Source organism: Alkalicoccus urumqiensis, assembly GCF_002993335.1.
In the GTDB taxonomy this organism is placed as follows: domain Bacteria; phylum Bacillota; class Bacilli; order Bacillales; family Salisediminibacteriaceae; genus Alkalicoccus; species Alkalicoccus urumqiensis.
Map to the genome: position 1 here is coordinate 55,498 of NZ_PVNS01000005.1, position 19,225 is coordinate 74,722.

Here is a 19,225-nt window from a genome sequence, read left to right on the forward strand (position 1 = left end):
TTCCGGAGGGAATCTGAAAAGCGGAAGCGCCCTGGTCACGAGCGACCAGTCCTGGAGGCCCTGCAGACGAAAGCTGCTCTTTGCTTTCTTCGGCAGGGGTGAAGGAACCAGAGCGGGCGCTGCAGCTGGACAATGCTTCGATTGAAGAAGCATGGCTCCGCGCGGCCGCGCCGTATGAAAGAAGACCGCTGCCCTGCGGCTCAAACCATAGGCCGGCTCCGCTCATGCTATACAGCCGTGCAAATAGTGCCCGGCTGAAAGACAAGCCCACGCAGGCTTCTGCCGAGTAGCGGAGAAGCTCTACCAACAGAAACAAACGGTAAATGCAGCAAAACGTTGAAATGCTGCAGCTCTTGGCATGCCTGCTTGGAAGAGGCTTTGGATTTTATACATTCTTATTAGTTAAAAAAGAAGCGGTCTGCTTCTTTCTCAGACGGAAGCGCCCGGTCCTGGAGTGGACCGGGCGCTTCCGCTGCACGGCAGAACGCTCTCCAGCTCTGCCTGTGTCCAATTCATCATAAAGGCTTTCTCTGCTTACGCCCACCACATTTCGGTCGGCTCTTCGCGGATGAGCACACTGTTTACGTTGTTGACTGCGCGCTGGAAGCCTTCATCGATCGACATGATCGGGTCTTCGTGTTCGATGCTGACGACGTAGTCATAGCCGTACGTACGGAGGGCGCTGATCATGTCGGCCCACTCCTGCATGCTGTGGCCGCAGCCGACCGAGCGGAACGACCAGGCGCGTGTCTGCACCTCGCTGTAAGGCTGCATATCGATCAGGCCGTACATGTTCACGTTATCCTGATCAATGTACGTATCCTTGGCGTGGAAATGGTGGAGCGCGCCGGCTTTACCGAGAATCTTAATCGCAGCCACTGGATCGATACCCTGCCACCAGAGGTGACTTGGATCCAGGTTAGCGCCGATCGCCGGCGACGTCGCCTCACGCAGTTTCAGCATCGTATGCGGCGAGTGTACGAGAAATCCGCCGTGCAGTTCAATGCCGATTTTAATGCCGTGGTTGTCTGCTTCCGCCGCAATCTTTTTCCACGTCGGAATCAGCTTTTCTTCCCACTGCCACTTCAGAATATCGCTGTATTCCTGCGGCCACGGAGCGACAGGCCAGTTCGGATGCTTGGCTCCGTCGTGATCCCCGGCCGTTCCGGAAAATCCATTGACGACCGGAACATCCATCAGAGACGCCAGTTTGATCGTTTTGATCATGATGTTGTACGACTCATCTGCAAATGCCGTATCCGGGGAAATCGGGTTCCCGTGACAGCTGAAGGCGCTGATTGTCAGGCCGCGGTCGCTCACCTTTTTCAAATACTCCCGGCGGGCCTTTTCGTCTTCAAGCAGCGTATCAATATCGCAGTGGGCATTTCCCGGATAGCCCCCGGTGCCGATTTCCACGGCATCAAGGCCGGATGCTTTGACGTGATCAAGCATTTCCTCAAACGATTTATCTGCAAAGAGAACGGTAAATACGCCTGATTTCATATCTAATTCCTCCTCATTCCTTTTTCGTTAGAGCTGCACACTTCTTCCGGTTTCTGCACTTTCATACAGACCGTCGATAATCTGCTGGATCCGGACTGCTTCCTCCGGCTTTACGATCAGTTCTGCTTCTCCGCGGACGGCATCGAGAAAATTCTGCATCTGCAGCAGTCCCGGCTCTTCTTCTCCCGGGAGCCAGTTCATCGTGCTGTCCATGAGCATGCCGTGCTTGGCCTGATTCACTTCCAGCGGAAACAGGTCCACGCCGCCGGTGTCCCCGGATATGCTGCAGTACTCCTTGTCGTCTTTCACGTTCGCCGCCCAGGACGTTTCAAACAGAAGTGTCGCTCCGTTATCAAAGCGGACGTAGCCGGTTACGTGATCATCGACTTCAAACGATTCGTTATCCACGCGGCCCCACTGGTTGATCTGACCGGGCATGGAACTGAGCTGATTGTACGTATTTCCCGACACTTCCACCGGTTTCGGGCTTCCGAGAAGCCACACGGCCAAATCGAGAAAATGGCATCCGAAATCAATGAGGCTGCCGCCGCCCTGAAGCTCTTTGTTCGTAAAGACGCCCCATCCCGGCACTTTTCGGCGCCTGAGCGCCTGCGCTCTCGCTACCATCGGCGTACCGATCTCGCCGGCATCGATCAGTTTCTTTGCTGCCTGTGATTCTTTCATGGCCCGGTAATGATAGGCAATCATAAGCGTCTTATTTGATTTGGACGCAGCCGCAGTCATCGCCTGGGCTTCTCCCGCAGTCATCGACATCGGCTTTTCGCACATAACGTGCTTTCCAGCTTCGAGTGCTGCAATCGCAATTTCTGCGTGGAATTTGTTCGGGGTACAGATAACAACCGCATCCACCCTGGAAAACACCTCTGCGTACTCCGAAGTGACAAACGGGTGGGAAAATTCCACTGCTGCCTGCTTTGCCGTTTCGATATTCACATCACAGACGGCAGTCACTTCCACCTGCGCCTCCAGTTCTTTAAGCACCGGGATATGCCGGCCGCGTGCGATACCTCCGGCACCGATAATGCCGATCCGGATATAATCTTCCATCATAACGCCTCCTTATGTCAGGTCTACGATGCGTTTAGTCTCTTCGGATTCCAGTGCGCCGAGAATGACTTCCAGCGATTTCTTTCCTTCTTCTCCCGGCACCGGAGGTTCTTCGTTGTTAAGAACGGATGTGATAAATGCATCGATCACTCCGGAACTTGTCTGGCCGCCGTCATCGTTTGTCTGAATGCCGCCGAGCTCATACTTGACGACGTCGCCGTTCGTATAATGGATAATCAGGTTGTCGGCAGGATCGTCTTCGAGGCGGACCATGCCTTTCTCCGTGTACAGAACGGTGGAATTGTCTTCACTGCCGTTATACGACCAGCTTGCGGCAAGCGTCCCGATCACGCCGGCCGGTGTTTTCAGTACGCAGACCGCTGTGTCATCGACCGTGCTGTGATCTTTTGCGCTCGTTTCAATGAACGCGCCGACGCTCTGAAAGTCTTCTCCGAGAAGGTAGCGCATGAGATCGGTTTTATGCACACCGAGATCTCCCATGGCGCCGATAAAGGCTTCATCTTTTTTGAAGAACCAGCTGTCTGCTCCATCGGCGCTCCAGCCTTCCGGGCCTCCGTGGCCGAATGCTGTCCGGAAGCTGTAAATTTTTCCGAGATCGCCGTTTTCAATAAGCTCTCTTGCTTTTTTATGGGATGGCACAAACCGCTGATTATGGGCGATCATGAGCCAGCGGCGGTTGTTTTTCGCAGCTTCGATCATGTCATCGGCTTCTTCACGTGACGTTGCCATCGGCTTCTCGCAGAGGACGTGCTTCCCTGCATTCAGCGCGGCAATTGTGACAGGAGCGTGCAGGTAGTTTGGTGTGCAGACGCTCACGGCATCGACATCTTCTTTCTCCAGCATCGTCTCGTAGCTCGTATACGTCATGGCATTATACATGCTGCCAATTTCCTCGACGCGGTCCTGATTGATGTCGCAGACAGCCTGAACCACAACATCCGGATTGGCATCGTATTCCGGCAGGTGACGGTGACGGGCAATGCTTCCACATCCAACAACAGCGATTTTCAACATATTATTCCACTCCTTTTGGGGTAATAGGTTCCAGCGGTTCGTTGTGATTTCCGTAAACCGGACGGGGTCTTGCCTGAGGGCCCGCCCAGTTCACCGCATTCTGAATCACCCGCTGAACTGCTTTATGATGATACGTCGGGTACGTTTCGTGGCCCGGACGGAAGTACACAATTTTCCCGTTGCCGCGGCGGTAGGTACAGAGGCTGCGGAACACTTCGCCGCCCTCAAACCAGCTCATCATGACCAGCTCATCCGGGGCCGGGATGTCAAAGTGCTCTCCATACATCTCTTCCCGTTCTATTTCAATATATTCCCCGATTCCCTCGGTCAGCGGATGACTCGGATCGAGAACCCAGAGACGCTCTGTTTCGTTTGCTTCGCGCCATTTCAAATCACAGCTGGTACCCATCAGCTTCTTGAAAATTTTAGAAAAGTGGCCGGAGTGCAGAACGATCAGTCCCATTCCTTCCAGGACGCGCTGATGCACACGCTCGACAATCTCATCTTCCACTTCGTCGTGGGCCATGTGCCCCCACCAGAGTAATACATCGGTTTCACGGAGGACTTCTTCAGTCAGCCCGTGCTCCGGCTCATCCAGTGTGGCTGTGCCGACTGTCCGGCCCTCCGCCTGAAGAAACTGCTCCAGAGCGCCATGGATGCCTTTCGGGTATACTTCTTTTACCTCGGGATTGGACTGTTCATGCCGGTTTTCGTTCCAGATCGTTACACGTGTCATTGTATCTCCTCCTGAATTGTCATTGCTTCGGCGGGGCGGTGCTTTCCCTTATAACCAGTTTCACATCAAACGTTTCTCCTGCTGCGGGATGTCCTTTCATCGTTTCGATCAATTTTTCAGCGGCGGCCGTCCCCTTCTGCATAATATGCTGGCGCACGGTCGTCAGTGAGGGTGTCGTATACCGGCTGATGTGAATGTCATCAAAGCCTGTGACAGATACATCTTCCGGTACGCGTACACCTGCTTCATACAATGCCCGTATGACACCGAAAGCCGTAATGTCCGATGTACAGACAATGGCTGTCCGGGAACTGCCCGCAAGCTTTTTCCCAATCATCCAGCCGCTCTCCAGCCGGTGCGTCGTTTCTGCCGTTTCCGGAGAGGGTACTGTCATTCCCCGCTCCTGAAATGCCCGCGTAAACCCTTTGTACCGGTGTACTTCCACCGGGTTTTCCAGACCCGTAGTAAGAAAGGCAATGTTCTCATGACCCAGGCTCAGCAGGTGCTCCGCTGCCAGAAAGCCGCCTTTCTCGTCGTTTATATTTACAGAAGGGTATTTTCCCGTATGCTCCTCATATGTATCAATGAGCACGGCGGGCACTTCCATACTTCTCATTTCTGCATAAATCGACGCTGGAAACAGACCGAGAAACAGCAGGCCGTCAAGCCGCCGCTTCTGAACCCAGTTCCGGTATTCCTCCGGACGGGCCAGTCCGGTAAGAAGCACATCAAATCCGTTTTCTCTGGCTACTTTTTCAATCGCGCTGATCATTTCGTTGTAATACGTGTTTTCCTGCATGACGTTGGCAATCGAAGCGTCCACAAGCGGCAGTATCACACCGATCATATTGGATGTGCGCTTCGTCAGGGAACGGGCCGTGAAATCCGGCTGGTAATCCAGCTCCGATGCTGCCTGGAGTACCCGGGCCTTTGTTTCTGCAGACACTTTCCGGATGTCATTCAGCACGTAGGATACTGCTGCTTTCGAAACGCCGGCCCGCTCTGCTACGTCTTTAATCGTTGCACGCCGCTTCATCGGCCCGTCCCCTCCTTTCAGGTGAACCGGTTCACATACCGTGCCTGTACTGCTTTTTTAACAGGCTGTGCAGTTTTGTTAACCGGTTCACGTCCTATACGTAGTATCATAAAACCTTTTGAAAACGTTGTCAATCCGGAGCAGATATCTTTTTCGCTGCCTTTTGACAAATCAACGAATGTACTATATTTCCCCGGGCACAAAAATCTGCTACACTAGCGTAGGATAAATACGAAAGGATGTTCGCACCATGAGATATTACAGTCACCTGACGGCAGGTTACGCCGCTTCGCTTGCCGTTTCCACTATTCCCTTGCTGCCTGCACCTTCCTGGAGCGCTGCAGGCGGTGCAGGACTTATTCTTGGAAGTCTGCTGCCTGACATTGATCAGGCACAGTCTTTTATCGGCAGAAGGAGCCGCGGTCTTGCTTCTATAATTCAGCTTCTTTTCGGCCACCGGGGGCTGACACATTCCGGCATCGTTCTTTTCGGTGCCGGAACTGTCTGGTTTACAGCTGGAACGTTTTTCAGCGCACTCGCCTTTGGTGTGATCGTCCACCTCCTTGCAGATCTCTGCTCCAGGGGAGGAATTCCATTGTTTGCCCCATTTGATAAAAAGCGGACGTCGATTCCGCTGTACCGTACAGGGAAGTTTTCTGAATATGTTGTTACTTTCTGTCTGATCGCTTACATTGGACTTTTTCACAGCTGGTGGACAGTGCCGATGTTTTAAATTTCTGCAGGAGGGAACGGGTATTAGGATAAGAGCTTTTTACGCTCCGAGAAAGGAGTCCTTTTTATGGGATTGGTCGTCGAGTCACCACGGCTTTACGCACAGGCACTTTCACTCGACCTCTTCCCTCACTTGCGTCAAGCGGATTATTTTCCTCCTCACCTCGATGCCCACCTGCAGCACCTGCGCATTGATGATACTACGTATGGCTGGGGGCCCTGGATAATTTTTTTACGCGGCACAAACGAGGTAATCGGAGACATTGGTTTTAAAGGGCAGCCGGATTCCTGGAAATTCGTTGAAATCGGCTATGGAATTGTTCCCGCCCACCGCCGCAGAGGATATGCTACCGAAGCGCTTAAGACAATGCTGCGATACAGTTTTGAACAGCACGATATTGAACGGGTCAACGCAGAATGCAGACACGACAACGATGCATCGATCCGCGTTCTCGAACATGTGAATATGATCCGCGAAGGTGAACAGCTGCAGATGATTCACTGGCATATGACACGCACCCAGTATTTCGACCAGCGCCGACGCAGCTCTCAGAAACCCGAGACAGCCAAAAAACAACTGTAACTCCTGCATGACAGCCCTGCTGTCATGCTTTTTTGATGGTTCACCGATTCCTGCATCCAATTTAAACAGACCCATCAAAACAGCAAAAAGCCCTCCCATCAATAGGATGAGAGGGGTATTTATCTAGTTATTCACTGATGCCTTTTTTATCTCCGGCTCTGGCACCCATGCTTTCCAGACTGCAGCCGGAGCTGTTTCGGTTACTTTCGTTATCCACCGGTTTTCAGCAGCTGCTCTTGCCTGAAGAAGCGGATCGGTGACTGGCGCAGCCGACAGCGCCTGGTTAATGATCCACCAGGACGGCGTAATCCCTGCACGGGCGAGATCCTGCTGCAGCCGCTCTGCTTCGTAAAACGGCGTCGCTTCCGGCAGTGTCACAACGACGACACTCGTATAATCCGGGTCACGGAGCCGTGGCAGAAGAGAAGCCGCCGCCTCACCGCCGCTGCTGTTTTTCGTCATCATTTCGCGGTGGAACGACTCCGACGCATCCAGTAGAAGCAGGGTGTGCCCTGTCGGCGCCGTATCGATGACGACAAACTGCTCTTCGGCTTCCGCTATGACCGAGGCAAATGCCTGAAATACTGCGATTTCCTCGGTGCACGGGGAGTCCAGATCCTCTTTCATAAACGCCACTTCGTCTTCCGAAAGCGAGCGTCCCGCCTGTTCGAGTACGCGGTTTTTATAGGTTTCCGTTTCTTTTTTCGGATCGATCCGGCTGACCGTAAGTGTATCCGGCAGGTCTGTGCCGGCCGCATCTTCAATATGGGCTGCGGGATCGGTCGTCGTTAAGTGAACCTGCTTCCCTTTTTCTGCAAGAGAAGCTGCGATTTGTGCTGCCATCGTCGTTTTGCCGACGCCGCCTTTGCCCATCGTCATAATGACGCCGCGTTCTTTTTTCAGAAACCCGTCAATCATCGTATCAATTTCCGGAAGGTCAGCTGTTTTTCCCACTGTTCCGGTCTCCTCCGGCTCCTGCGGGGTGAAAAACTGCGTCAGAGCATCAATCCCGGTTACATTGCCCGGGGCAAGCGGGATATAAGAAGTCTTCCTATCTGCCGGGACCGACTGAATCGATTCCCGCTGCCGCGCTTCCATCTCCGCTGCCAGTGGGTCGCTGGAGGAAGCGGTAAATACACCGTTAAAAATGAGCCGCTGATTTCGGATACCGGCTTCTTTTAACTCTTCTCCAGCACGGAGCGCTTCCTTCACTGCGCCTCTTTCCGGTCGTGTAATGAGAAGGAGCTCTGTCTGCCTGGCGTCCTGAAGTACGCTTACTGCCTGATCGTACTGTGCCTTTTTTGACGCGAGGCCCGAAACCGGCCCAAGACAGGAAGCGCCGTGCTGATTCTCGTCGATAAACGTGCTCCACGCCTGAGGCAGCTGCAGCAGTCGAAGGGTATGACCAGTCGGTGCCGTATCAAAGAGAATATGATCGTACACTTCTCCCTCTGCTCCGGCAAGCAGCTGCGTAAATTCGTCAAACGCAGCAATTTCCATCGTACAGGCGCCTGACATCTGTTCTTCCATCGACTGAAGCGCCGACTCCGGGAGCAGCCCCCGGTATGGGCCCATCACCCGCTCTTTGTACTGCCGCACCGCTTCTTCCGGATCCAGGTTGGCTGCAGAGAGCCCCTCCACTCCCGGTACCGGCGACGCGCTGTTCGTGAGTGGAATATCGAACACATCCTGCAGATTGGAAGCCGGATCAGTACTGACAAGCAGCACCTTCTTCCCCATTCGTGCAAGTGCCACAGCACTTGCTGATGCAGTTGATGTTTTTCCGACGCCTCCTTTACCGGTTAAAAAAACGTATGATGTCTGAATCGATTCCGGTGAGAACTTCTCCATATGCCGAGGACTCCTTTTTACAACAGATTGATTTGATTTTTCGGTGTGCTGTGCTGCAGACTGCTTTCTTCAATTCCGAGCCAGGCAGCCACTTCTGCTGCATCCGGGTAGCTTCCTTCTTTCTTCAGCTCGCCGTCCACCGTCACAGCCGGGAGCCCATCCGGTCCTTTGTCCTCCAGAAGCTTCTGAATCGATGGGGTTTCCACAAATGGCCCGGGTTCCTGAGCCAGGTTGTACCGCTTCAATTCATACCCTGCTTTTTCCACGTCCAGGTGCAGTTTAGCCATTTTCGTGAGCGCCGGATCCACGTCCGGGCCGCATACACCAGTGGAACAGCAGAGAGCCGGGTCAAACACTTCAATTTTTTTACTCATGTATAACGCCTCCGTATATAAGTGATTGATTATATAAACAGTCTACCTTCTTCCGGTGAAAAAACGCAACACCTTTTACCCGGATCCAGAAAATATTACACTCTGTTAACAAAAAATCGGCAGATCGTCGCATAAACCCCGCCTGTTTCTGTATGTTACGCTTGTACAGACATTTTCACAGGGAAAGAAAGGGCGTGGGAGAAAAAGATGAAATGGATAGGGACATTATCGGTGGTTTCACTCGCAGCAGCTGCATTTGCAGGGGGCAGTGCAGCATCTGCTTCGACATTTTCTGATACGGATGAGACAGAGGTAGACGTACTCGCAGAAGAAGGTATTGTGAGCGGATATGAAGGGAATGAATTCCGGCCGGACCGGAGCGTGACACGGGCAGAAGCAGCCGTTATGATCGGTCGTGCCAATGATTTTCAAAATGACGACACCTCCACTCCTTTTGCGGATGTTCCGGACAGCCACTACGCTGCCGCACATATTCAGGCCGCTGTGGAAAACGACGTACTTAACGGGTATCCGGACGGCACATTTCAGCCGGACGAAACGCTCTCCCGTGGAGAAATGGCTGCGGTATTGAACCGCAGTTTTGATATGGATACCGAGCAGGACATTTCCTTTACGGATATTCAGCCGGGTCATACGTTTTATGGAGATATCTATGAGCTCGCCGAATCGGGAGTTACGTCTGGATACCCGGACGGCACGTTCCGCTCCGACCAGTCGATTTCCCGCCTGGAGTTCTCCCTTATGCTCACGCGTACAATGTATCCGGAGTTCCGTCCGGAGGCAGATGGACCGGGCCCTGACTATGAACCGGATACAGAAGGGGTAAATACAGACGATGCTATAGGTGTCGGGGAAGTCGTGAACAGCCCGACGCTGAATGTACGCACCGGCCCGTCGACGAATAACGAACAAATCGGACGTCTCGCAGAAGGCGAAGAAGTTGCCGTTCATGAACGGGTGGACAACTGGGTGCGCATTTCCACGGACAGTGTGGATGGCTACGTTTCCCACGCGTACTTAATGGTGGATTATTTCGATCATGAAAGTCCGCTTCTCGGTGAAACGATCGTCGTCGATCCCGGACACGGCGGAGGAGATCCGGGCGGCCTCGGAAACGGTCTGTCGGAATCACCGATCGTTCTGGATGTGAGTCTGTACCTTGAGCCGATGCTTCAGGAGGCCGGCGCCAACGTTATTATGACGCGCCGCTCCGACTGGTATCCTGAGCTGTCCGAACGAGTCCAACAGGCGAACAACGCGGAAGCGGATGTGTTTCTGAGCGTTCACACAAATGCAGCCGGTTCTTCTGCAGCAAGAGGGACAGAAACGTTTTACGATGACACGTATGCCCCTGGAGACAGCTCCCGGCTGGCAGAAGACCTCCAGCGAGAAATGCTCGCAAAGCTTGGAACAAATGACCGCGGCGTAAAGGAATACGGCTTCTATGTGATCCGTAATGCCCAAATGCCGAGCGCGCTGGTGGAACTCGCGTTTAAAACGAATGATGCCGATGCAGAAAAACTCCGCACCGACGAATTCCGCCGCGATTCCGCCGAAGCACTGTACGACGGCCTCGTTGAATACTACGATTAATAGAATAGAAAAAACGGGCGCTCCTGACCAGAATAGGAGCGCCCGTTTTTTTCATGCTATAGGAACCGTGCCTGTTGATGACAGAAAAAATTTCCCCCATCGAGGAGAACTTTTCTTCTGTCATGATTCGATTTACTGTGGTCCGACCGGCAGATACTGAAGCATAGCTGTTGCCACGGTGAAATAAATCATCAGGCCGACGAGGTCGTTCAGCGTCGTAATAAACGGTCCGGATGCCACAGCCGGATCGATTTTCAGCTTATTAATGATGAGCGGAATGACCGTTCCGATCACTGTTGCTACACTGAGCGCAAAGAAAAGGGACACGGCTACGACGAGTGCAAGCATCCAGCTGCCGTATAAAATGGGGATAATAGCGAATATAGCAATACCGCAGACAACGCCCAGCATGACGCCGGTGCCGAATTCCCGTCTCAATAGCCCGAACAGATCTTTGCGCCGGACTTCTTCCATTGCAAGCACACGAACCGTAACGGCGAGCGCCTGAGTACCGGTATTTCCGGCAGAACCCATAATAAGTGGTATGAAGGCGGCGAGAAGCACCACGGCTTCGAGCGTTTCTTCAAAACGACCGATGACATCAGCGGTAATCATACCGAGAAACATCAGCATGACGATCCATGGCGCCCGCTTTTTAGCCGCGGAGAAAGCAGACAGCGAGGCGTCCATCGAACCTCTTGCCCCGGCGAGTTCCCCGAAATCCTCTTCGGTTTCCTCTTCGACGACATCGAGAATATCATCTACAGTAATAATGCCGACGAGCGTCTGATGCGCTGTAATAACCGGCACTGCGAGAAAATCGTATCGTTTAATCAGCCGTGCGACATTTTCCTGGTCCTCTTCTGCATCCACCGAAACGACCCGGGTACTCATCGCTTCTTCCACTGTGGAATCCGGTGATGCGGTGATCAGGTCGCGCAGAGAAACAACGCCTGCCAGACGGTTATAGTCATCTACGACGTAGAGATAATAAATTGTTTCTGCATCCGGTGCTTCCTCCCTAAGACGCTGCATGACATCCGTCACGCGGTCGCTTTTACGAAGAGCGATAAATTCCTTTGTCATGATGGCCCCGGCTGTTTCTTCCTCATAGGCCATTAATTCGCGGACTTCTTCTGCTTCATCCTGCTGCATAATGTCGAGAATACCGGCCGCTTTGTCTTCATCCATGTCAGCGAGAAAATCCGCCGCGTCATCTGCGTACATGTCATCAAACATGTTCGCCGCAAACAATTCATCGACTTCTTCCAGGAAAATTTCCTGTTCCTCCGGCGTGAGCTGTTCAAAGATCTCTCCCATCTCTTTCGGGCTCAGCACTTTGTGCACAAACGCACGGCCGTCCGCTTCAAGCTCTGCATACATTTCCGCCCGGTCTGTGGGATGGAGATCCTGCATCGTTTCATGGACGGCAAACGTGTTTTCATCTTCAATCATACGGAGAATGTAGGACTTATAATCGTCCCACGTGTTGTGTGTCAGTTTTACCACGGTGGTCCGCCTCCTTTTGAGACGCCCTTACATGAGGCGGGGCGCCTGTTTCACGATTTTTCGCTTTCGTATGGGAATGGTTCCGGGGTCCACAGCGCCCCACCTCCTTTCATATATGTACGAAAAAAGCACCCTCCAATTTCTGGAGGATGCCCGGCATGCCTGAGCAGCACACGGCCATTCCGGCCGGTGCCCCCTCCAGTCGTAGAGCTTTAGCACTGTGCGGCATAGGACAATGCCAGCTGCATTAAAAACTACCTTATGTCGATAGTTTCTGTTGACCCATTGGCGTCTTTGGACGTTTTTGGGCAGCAGCGTATCTCCTGCACAGGAGCCTCACCTAACGAGGATACGTTTTTAACTCTGGTTCAGACGATAGCACGCGCCTGACTTCTCTGTCAATCGGTTTTTCAGCGTCCGGCAGTCAGTTCTTCTCCGACAATTTTCGCCTCAAGCTCAAGCTCTACACCGAACTTTTCTTTCACCGTATCACGTACGTACTCGATGGTCCGGAGGTAGTCGGTCGCTGTTGCATTTCCTTTATTCACAATGAAACCGGCGTGTTTCGTCGACACTTCTGCATCGCCGAATCCTTGTCCCTGCAGACCGCTGTCCTGAATCAGCTTTCCTGCGAAATAACCGGGCGGCCGTTTAAACACACTGCCGACCGATGGATATTCAAGCGGCTGCTTTGACTCCCGCTGAAACGTCAGGTCGTCCATCTTTTCCTGAATTGTTTCCTGATCCCCCGGCGCCAGCTCAAATACAGCTTCAAGAACGATATACTGCTTGCGGCCGATAATACTTTTCCGGTAATCGAGCTCCAGCTCTTCTTTCTGCAGCTGAATAATCGTTCCTTCCGGCGTGACAGCCGTCACGTAGGAAATAACATCTTTGACTTCTCCGCCGTAAGCACCGGCGTTCATGACCATGGCTCCTCCGATCGTTCCCGGAATGCCGCAGGCAAACTCCAGGCCGGTCAGGCTGTAATCCCGCGCTGTCCGGGACGCCTCTTTAATATCTGCGCCGCCCTGGGCCCGTAAAAGGTGTCCATCCACGGTGATGGACTGCAGATTGTTAAAATGCATGACGAGCCCTCGGACACCGCCGTCCCTCACAATGAGATTGGAGCCGTTGCCGAGCAGCATAAACGGCAGGCTGAATTCCTGTTGAATCTGGATGACCGCCGCTGTTTCTTCAAACGTTTCCGGGGAAACAAATATATCTGCCTCGCCGCCCATTTTCGTTAATGTATGCCGGCTCATCGGCTCGTTTCTAAGCACCCGGCCTTCACCAAGTACATGTATTAGTCGTTCATATGCTTCATCAATTTTCATGTTATTCCTACTCCTCACTTCAATTACTTCTTTCTCCATACTAGCGGATTCCTGCCTGCTTGCAAATAGGCTCAGCGAAAGATTTCTATTCTTCTCGTTATTTTCCTGAGGAAGGGGCCTGCGGCTGGTCGTTGGTCCGCAGGACTACTTATGATAAGCTGGACCTGAGACCTTCTGAAAGGAAGTGGCACAGCCATTGTATACCGTTTTCTCAACATTTGATGTTCCTCCGGAAAAAGCAGAGGAAGTCATATCTATTTACAGGAACCGCTCGCACATTGTCGATGAAGCTCCCGGCTATAACGATTTTCTGCTGCTGCAGAATGAGAAACGTCCCGGTGAGATTACCGTGCAGCTATTCTTTGACTCCAAAGAAGATTATCTCACCTGGGTGCGCGGGGACGATTTCAAGCGCATTCACGAACTGGAGAAAAAATACCCCGATCAGGAGCTTGCGTCCATCGTTCCGCGCGTCAGTCAGCACCAGGTGGTGGCACGATGAATGAAGTGGTAATTATCGACCGTGTCACAGAGAAAATATACAAGGACGATCCGACGCTCTGGGAACGTTACGGTCAGCGCGGAGTAGACCGCTGCCGGGAAGACAATGAACATCACCTCCGCCAGCTCCGAGCAGCGTATGCGGTGAAAAGCCCGCAGATGGTCGTCGACTACGCCCACTGGCTGAATGGCATTCTCAACCGGCATGGCATGACAACCGCCCACCTGACAGCGAATTTCCGCTTTCTGCAGGAAGCCCTCCGCGAAGAAAAAACGGAGAAAGCAGTCGTCTTTTCTGAATATCTGGATGAAGCCGTTCACTCTCTCGAAGCAGCAGAGTAATCCGCAGGCAGCTGAATTCAACTAAATGGAAGAGCCCGGGAGCTGAATGCCCCCGGGCTCTTTTGTCTTTTCAGAAAGATCAGCGTACGAAACGGTGGTTTCCAATAACAGCCGTGGCACGCTTATTCATAAACAGCGCAGTACGAGTCACCCGCGGATTGTGGAAATAAAGTGCGTTCCCCGCCGGAGATTCACCAAGAAGGGCGTCGCGGGCAGCCTGAATCGCGCTCTGGCTTGCCGGACGGTTGATTTTCCCGGTCATTGCCGGTGTAAACTGGCTCCGCTGGTAGATAACCCCGCGGACCGTACTTGGAAAGCGGCTGTCCGAAACGCGGTTCAGGACAACACTTCCAACCGCAACCTGACCTTTATACGGCTCACCGCCTGCTTCCTGCTGAATCAGTCGTGCAAGAAGATCCAGGTCCTGTGGATCCACTGCTTCCTCTGCCTGGGCCGTCTGTACTTCCGGCTCGTAGCTCAGATTCGATTTCATCGCTGTCGGAATAACCCGTGCCAGCGTCTCTCCTGCATAAAGAGCATCCGAATTCAGCTGGTTCCGCTCCCGCAGGTGATCTGCGCTGATGCCGAGGCTCGAGGCGATGGAAGCAACTGTATCACCCGGCTTAATCGTGTACGGGCTGATGGCATCCACCGTTACCGTGCGGTCTGCATAGCCGACGCGGCTGTGGGAAAGCTCTCCCACGTGGCGGAGCGGAAGATATGTCCGTCCGTTATCTACGTGCGGAACAGCATCAAGGCCATAGGACTTTCCGTTCAATGCAATTTCCGGCTCATCGATCTTCATGGTCAGTGTATCGCCTGTCGGGGTATGTACACGAACCTGCTGGGTGTCCTGGTTCCACTCTACCTGGGCACCGAGCTCTTCGGTAATCAGGCGTACAGGTACGAGCGTCCGCCCCTGTTCGATTTTTACCGGCTCATCCATGTTCAGTGTCTGACCGTTTACTTTCACATCCGGTGCATCGGATGCCTGGGCACTCCCGGCAAAAGCGAATAGTCCAGCAGCAGCGGCGGTTGTCATCAATAGTTTCTTCAGCATATAAAAAGCAGGCGGGGCCTGCATTCACCGTCCTTTTCAAAAATAGTCTTTTCGACCGTCCGCATCAGAAGATGTCGAACGATGTCTACCGGAGACTATTATAGCGGAAGGAAACCTGAAGGTGGCGGTTGTCATCGCTTTTTAATCGAATCGTAATTTTTTCATTGTTTTGTCATATTTCAGACCGAATGCCTGGAAGAGTAACCCGATAGAATCAGCCTTTTTAAAGAAAGCACGGCCGGCGGACCTGGCGGAGCGGTCCGCCGGCAGGTGCTGCTTTCTCCCTCTCTCCCGGACGTCAGTCGTGGTAAAGCACGTCTCCGGTTTCAGCATCGATATAGATATCCATGTCATCCCCGATGCCTTCTACTTCCACTTCGTAAACGAGCATGCCATTCTCCCGCTCCAGCTCCAGGTCATCAATATACCCGCCGCCGGCGAAGTCGAGCGCAATCTGACGTGCTTCCTCAGCCTGAATGCCGGGGCCGTCCGGAGAAGCTGCCTGTCCGCCGCTTCCTTCTCCATGGTACGACCGGAGATCGTCATCCACCCACACGATCTCGCCTGTGTAGGCATCCACGTAGACATCGCCGTCATCGTCTCCGGATAAATCAATATCCACTTCATAAAGAAGACGTCCATGTTCTCTCTCTTTTTCCACTTCCTCCACGTAACCTTCTGGGAACGCTTCCCGGACGATGTCCGCTGCAGCTTCTCTTGACATCGGCTGTTTCTGCTCATCCGGCGCGTTTCCCTCTGTACTGTCAGCTGTTTCTGTCTGCTGCGGAAGCACCGCTGTGTTCATATCATCGCTGTTGTCGGAAGCGAACGCATAGCCGGCACCTCCTACAATGGCTGCTGTAGTAACGAGAAGTACTGTTTTCTTCATCGAACTCACTCCTTATGTTTTGATACTTTCACTATATCCCCCGGGAATGAGAAAACATCGTCAGAAGAATGAGAAATCGATGAGAAATAGAACATGTTCTGATGAGAAACAAAAAACGCTCCAGAAAAGGAGCGCTCAAACGGTATTATTCGTCAATTTCCACCCGGAGAACTTCGCCGGTGTAGGCATCGATCCAGATATCTGCATCCCGGTCCCCGCTCTCGATTTCGATCTCGTACACGAGGCGCCCGTCTTCTTCTCCCCGGTCGATGTCATCGATTGTTCCAGGAAATTCCTCCAGCGCGATGGCACCGGCTTCCTCTTCTGTAAGCGGCTCCGGCGGTGCCGTTTCCTGCGTGGTCAGAAGATCGACTTCACCTGTAACGGCGTCAATTTCCAGCTGACTTTCCTGCGTGCCGTCCACGGCTGTTACCGTGTAAAACGAACGGTTCTCTGCCTGCTGCAGTTCCAAGGCGATTATTTCTGCACTTTCTGACAAGGCTGCCGCAACAACGCCTCGGATCTCTTCTTCCGGCAGCACCTCAGGCTCTTCATCCGGTGCTTCTGGTTCCGTCTCAAAAGCTTCATTCAGCTGCATGGATAAAATGGTTCCGTCCGTGCGGTCGACGCGGACATCATATTCCCCTTCGGCAGTGGTAAGAAGAACGAGGAAAGCGTCCCCATCTTCGCGGATACCGCCGACCGTCCCCTGGTACCGCTCTTCAAGCATCATCTGTATCTCTTCTCCCTGAACTTCCTCTTCCCCCTGAAACAGTATCCATCCGGCCGCAGCGGCCGCCAGGAGGAAAACGACCGGCAGACTAATGATCCACACTCGTTTCATCTGCTTCTCCTTTCTTCGGCAGGCTCACAGAAAACGTCGATCCTTCTCCATACGTACTTTGAAGCGTCAGCGAGCCGTGATGCAGATCTGTTATCTGCTTTGCAATGGCCAGCCCGAGACCGGTGCCGCCTTTTGCTCTTGTGCGGGCTTTATCCACCCGGTAAAACCGGTCAAACACCGCTTCCTGATCTTCTTCGCGAATACCGATCCCGTGATCTCTCACGTGGAAAACAACCTCTTGTTCATTTGTCTCCAGCGTAACATGAACGTCATCTTCCGAGTATTTTAACGCATTTTCAATAAGAAGGTACGCGAGCTGCTTCAGATGCATTTCACTTCCATACACGACCGCTGATTCTTCCGGAACGTGAATCGTTCGCTGGTACGCTTCGGAAAGCCGTTTTCCTGTCGAAGAAAATACAGCGCCCGCATCCACCAGCCCTTTTTCTACACGGAGGTTTTCACCGGAAGCAAGAGCAAGCATCTGGTTCGTCATTTCTTTCATCCGCTCCGCCTCCGACTCTATTGCTTCGGAGGCTTCCTCTACCACGTCCGGTCTGTCTCTGCCCCTCCGTTTCAGCAGCTGGGCGTAGCTTCCAATGACGGTAAGCGGCGTTTTCAATTCATGGGAGGCGTCGGATACGAACTGCTGCTGTTTATGATAGTTTTCCTCCAGCAGCGCCATCATGCTGTTAAATGTCTCCCCCATTTCCCCGAGCTCATCTTTCCGTCCGTCCGGTACATCGATCCGCTGAAAAGTGCCGTTCTGCTGGATCTGCTTCATCGTTTCCACAAGTGACTGGATCGGCCGCAGCACAAACCGGCTCAATGAACGTGCCGCAATGTAGGACGGGAGCAGCAGCGCCAGGGATGCCGCAATCAGGATAACGCGGAGAATCTGAAGTGTTTCTTCATACTGCGACAGCGGTTCAATCACTTCGAGGGAGGCGACACGCCCGTTTTCCCAGAGTACCGGGACCCTTCCGGCTGCATAGAGCTGATCCTGGTAGCGGAAGTAATCTGTCTGCTCAGCTGTTCGGTTTTCCGTCGTAACAGGAAGCCGCTGCAGCTCTGTATTCCTGGACGTTACCGTGACAAGCGCCTCGTTCGTCTGGTCCAGCACACGGATCATCCCGTCGCCGGAAACGTAGGATTCCACGTAGGAAGCCGGGTCTCCCCGCTGATCATTAACAACTTCTGCGGCGGTTCTTGCCTGGTTGAGCGCCCGGTCCAGTTCCCCGTTCATCAGACTCTGCTGGAAAAGGACGTAGATTCCTGAGTTAATAAGCAGCAGAAAGATGAGCAGCACACCTGTGGATACGACGGTGATGCGGCGGGACAGTTTCATGAAACCGGCTCTTTCAGCACATATCCGACGCCCCGCACCGTCCGTATATAAGCCGCTTCATATGGTTTGTCCATTTTCTGCCGTAGGTAACGTACATACACATCCACGACATTCGTTTCACCGGCATAGGCAAATCCCCATACCTGATCGAGCAGCTGCTCCCGGGAAAGAACGTGGTTCGGATGCTCCAGAAAACAGTGGAGCAGATCAAATTCCCGGGGAGTCAGGTCCAGAAGATCCTCCCCGCGGAACGCTTCCCGCCTCGGTACATTCAGTGTAAGGGCACCGAATGTGAGCGCCTCCTCCTGTCCGGCGGCTGCTCCGCCTCTGCGGAGAAGAACCCGTATCCGTGCCAGAAGCTCCTCCATATCAAACGGCTTTGTCATGTAGTCATCCGCCCCTTGATCGAGTCCCGTCACTTTATCGACGGTCGCATCCCGTGCTGTCAGCATGAGAACCGGCTCTGTCTGCTTCTCCCGGCGGATTCTCCGGAGCAGCTCCATGCCGCTGAGCCCCGGGAGCATCACATCGAGGATATATAAATCAAACGTTTCTTCCTGAATATTTTCCCACGCGTGCAGGCCATCGTAATCGATCGACACTTCATAGCCTTCGTATTCAAGCTCCAGCTGCAGCACACGGGCAATCTTTTCTTCATCTTCGACAATTTTTATTCTCGGCGCCATCCCAGCCACCTCCATCTCTTCTTTCAATCTAGCAGGGAAGGTGGCTTTTGACAACTGCCGCACCACCATAGGATAAAAAGCAGTGCCGCAATAGAATATAAAATAAACCAGGCAGAAACCGCCTGGACTTAAAAGCAAAGGGAAATTTGCTGAATAGGTTCCCGATTTCTGCCTGCA

Annotated in this window: 20 protein-coding genes and 1 riboswitch; of the genes, 6 read left to right on the forward strand and 14 right to left on the reverse strand. The window is 53.0% G+C overall.

Translation table 11 applies throughout. The features are described 5' to 3' along the window. Nucleotides 1–98: 98 nt before the first annotated feature. Nucleotides 99–290 (forward strand): hypothetical protein, encoded by a 192-nt coding sequence (locus C6I21_RS06430; RefSeq protein ID WP_142393223.1) that lies wholly within the window; start codon nt 99–101, stop codon nt 288–290. A gap of 244 nt (nt 291–534) precedes the next feature. Here the strand turns inward: C6I21_RS06430 and C6I21_RS06435 are convergent, their stop codons facing one another. Genes C6I21_RS06435 through C6I21_RS06455 form a run of 5 tightly spaced genes read right to left on the reverse strand, consistent with a single transcriptional unit; the run spans nt 535 to nt 5,378 of the window. Further along, entirely contained in the window at nt 535–1,503 is a 969-nt protein-coding gene (locus C6I21_RS06435; protein ID WP_105958625.1) for a sugar phosphate isomerase/epimerase family protein, read from the reverse strand. Between the two features lie 27 nt (nt 1,504–1,530). Then, the gene (locus C6I21_RS06440; protein ID WP_245411554.1) at nt 1,531–2,574 is read right to left on the reverse strand and encodes a Gfo/Idh/MocA family protein; all 1,044 of its coding nucleotides are present in this window, start codon (nt 2,572–2,574) and stop codon (nt 1,531–1,533) included. 9 nt (nt 2,575–2,583) lie between these two features. After that, the gene (locus tag C6I21_RS06445) at nt 2,584–3,606 is read right to left on the reverse strand and encodes a Gfo/Idh/MocA family protein (RefSeq protein WP_105958627.1); all 1,023 of its coding nucleotides are present in this window, start codon (nt 3,604–3,606) and stop codon (nt 2,584–2,586) included. A gap of 1 nt (nt 3,607) precedes the next feature. Then, nucleotides 3,608–4,342: a ThuA domain-containing protein gene (locus C6I21_RS06450; RefSeq protein ID WP_105958628.1), complete on the reverse strand. Its 735-nt coding sequence runs from the start codon at nt 4,340–4,342 to the stop codon at nt 3,608–3,610. A gap of 19 nt (nt 4,343–4,361) precedes the next feature. Continuing rightward, nucleotides 4,362–5,378 (reverse strand): LacI family DNA-binding transcriptional regulator, encoded by a 1,017-nt coding sequence (locus tag C6I21_RS06455; RefSeq protein WP_105958629.1) that lies wholly within the window; start codon nt 5,376–5,378, stop codon nt 4,362–4,364. 250 nt (nt 5,379–5,628) lie between these two features. Here C6I21_RS06455 and C6I21_RS06460 point away from each other — a divergent pair, with 250 nt between their 5' ends. Continuing rightward, nucleotides 5,629–6,111, forward strand: a complete 483-nt coding sequence (locus C6I21_RS06460; RefSeq protein WP_105958630.1) for a metal-dependent hydrolase — start codon at nt 5,629–5,631, stop codon at nt 6,109–6,111. A gap of 66 nt (nt 6,112–6,177) precedes the next feature. Continuing rightward, nucleotides 6,178–6,693 (forward strand): GNAT family N-acetyltransferase, encoded by a 516-nt coding sequence (locus tag C6I21_RS06465; RefSeq protein ID WP_105958631.1) that lies wholly within the window; start codon nt 6,178–6,180, stop codon nt 6,691–6,693. A 123-nt stretch (nt 6,694–6,816) separates the two neighbouring features. Here C6I21_RS06465 and arsA read toward each other — a convergent pair whose 3' ends face one another. Together arsA and arsD are read right to left on the reverse strand one after the other, a co-directional pair. Continuing rightward, nucleotides 6,817–8,544 carry an arsenical pump-driving ATPase gene (gene arsA / locus C6I21_RS06470; protein WP_105958632.1) on the reverse strand — a complete coding sequence of 576 codons (1,728 nt, stop codon included), beginning with the start codon at nt 8,542–8,544 and terminating at the stop codon, nt 6,817–6,819. Nucleotides 8,545–8,561: 17 nt separating this feature from the next. Next, nucleotides 8,562–8,918, reverse strand: a complete 357-nt coding sequence (arsD, locus tag C6I21_RS06475) for an arsenite efflux transporter metallochaperone ArsD (RefSeq protein ID WP_105958633.1) — start codon at nt 8,916–8,918, stop codon at nt 8,562–8,564. Between the two features lie 207 nt (nt 8,919–9,125). Here arsD and C6I21_RS06480 point away from each other — a divergent pair, with 207 nt between their 5' ends. Further along, nucleotides 9,126–10,532: an N-acetylmuramoyl-L-alanine amidase gene (locus C6I21_RS06480; RefSeq protein ID WP_105958634.1), complete on the forward strand. Its 1,407-nt coding sequence runs from the start codon at nt 9,126–9,128 to the stop codon at nt 10,530–10,532. Nucleotides 10,533–10,664: 132 nt separating this feature from the next. Here the strand turns inward: C6I21_RS06480 and mgtE are convergent, their stop codons facing one another. Continuing rightward, nucleotides 10,665–12,041 (reverse strand): magnesium transporter, encoded by a 1,377-nt coding sequence (mgtE, locus tag C6I21_RS06485; RefSeq protein WP_245411555.1) that lies wholly within the window; start codon nt 12,039–12,041, stop codon nt 10,665–10,667. Nucleotides 12,042–12,230: 189 nt separating this feature from the next. Beyond that, nucleotides 12,231–12,396, reverse strand: a riboswitch (M-box (ykoK) riboswitch). 55 nt (nt 12,397–12,451) lie between these two features. Next, nucleotides 12,452–13,378, reverse strand: coding sequence for a UDP-N-acetylmuramate dehydrogenase (murB, locus tag C6I21_RS06490; RefSeq protein WP_105958635.1), 927 nt, complete (start codon nt 13,376–13,378; stop codon nt 12,452–12,454). A 196-nt stretch (nt 13,379–13,574) separates the two neighbouring features. Between murB and C6I21_RS06495 the strand changes: the two genes are divergently transcribed. Both C6I21_RS06495 and C6I21_RS06500 read left to right on the forward strand, forming a co-directional pair. Next, a complete protein-coding gene (locus tag C6I21_RS06495) occupies nt 13,575–13,880 on the forward strand; it encodes an antibiotic biosynthesis monooxygenase family protein (RefSeq protein ID WP_105958636.1) in 306 nt (101 codons plus the stop codon). Then, nucleotides 13,877–14,221 carry a hypothetical protein gene (locus tag C6I21_RS06500; RefSeq protein WP_105958637.1) on the forward strand — a complete coding sequence of 115 codons (345 nt, stop codon included), beginning with the start codon at nt 13,877–13,879 and terminating at the stop codon, nt 14,219–14,221. Before C6I21_RS06495 ends, C6I21_RS06500 begins: the two co-directional genes overlap by 4 nt. A gap of 79 nt (nt 14,222–14,300) precedes the next feature. Here the strand turns inward: C6I21_RS06500 and C6I21_RS06505 are convergent, their stop codons facing one another. From C6I21_RS06505 to C6I21_RS06530, 5 genes are all read right to left on the reverse strand, one after another. Then, nucleotides 14,301–15,281 carry a cell wall hydrolase gene (locus tag C6I21_RS06505; RefSeq protein WP_181186132.1) on the reverse strand — a complete coding sequence of 327 codons (981 nt, stop codon included), beginning with the start codon at nt 15,279–15,281 and terminating at the stop codon, nt 14,301–14,303. Nucleotides 15,282–15,579: 298 nt separating this feature from the next. Next, nucleotides 15,580–16,170: a PepSY domain-containing protein gene (locus C6I21_RS06515; RefSeq protein WP_105958640.1), complete on the reverse strand. Its 591-nt coding sequence runs from the start codon at nt 16,168–16,170 to the stop codon at nt 15,580–15,582. Between the two features lie 145 nt (nt 16,171–16,315). Continuing rightward, nucleotides 16,316–17,014 carry a PepSY domain-containing protein gene (locus C6I21_RS06520; protein WP_105958641.1) on the reverse strand — a complete coding sequence of 233 codons (699 nt, stop codon included), beginning with the start codon at nt 17,012–17,014 and terminating at the stop codon, nt 16,316–16,318. Next, the gene (locus C6I21_RS06525; protein WP_105958642.1) at nt 16,992–18,362 is read right to left on the reverse strand and encodes a sensor histidine kinase; all 1,371 of its coding nucleotides are present in this window, start codon (nt 18,360–18,362) and stop codon (nt 16,992–16,994) included. Before C6I21_RS06525 ends, C6I21_RS06520 begins: the two co-directional genes overlap by 23 nt. After that, a complete protein-coding gene (locus tag C6I21_RS06530) occupies nt 18,359–19,048 on the reverse strand; it encodes a response regulator transcription factor (protein WP_105958643.1) in 690 nt (229 codons plus the stop codon). Before C6I21_RS06530 ends, C6I21_RS06525 begins: the two co-directional genes overlap by 4 nt. Between the last annotated feature and the right edge of the window lie 177 nt (nt 19,049–19,225).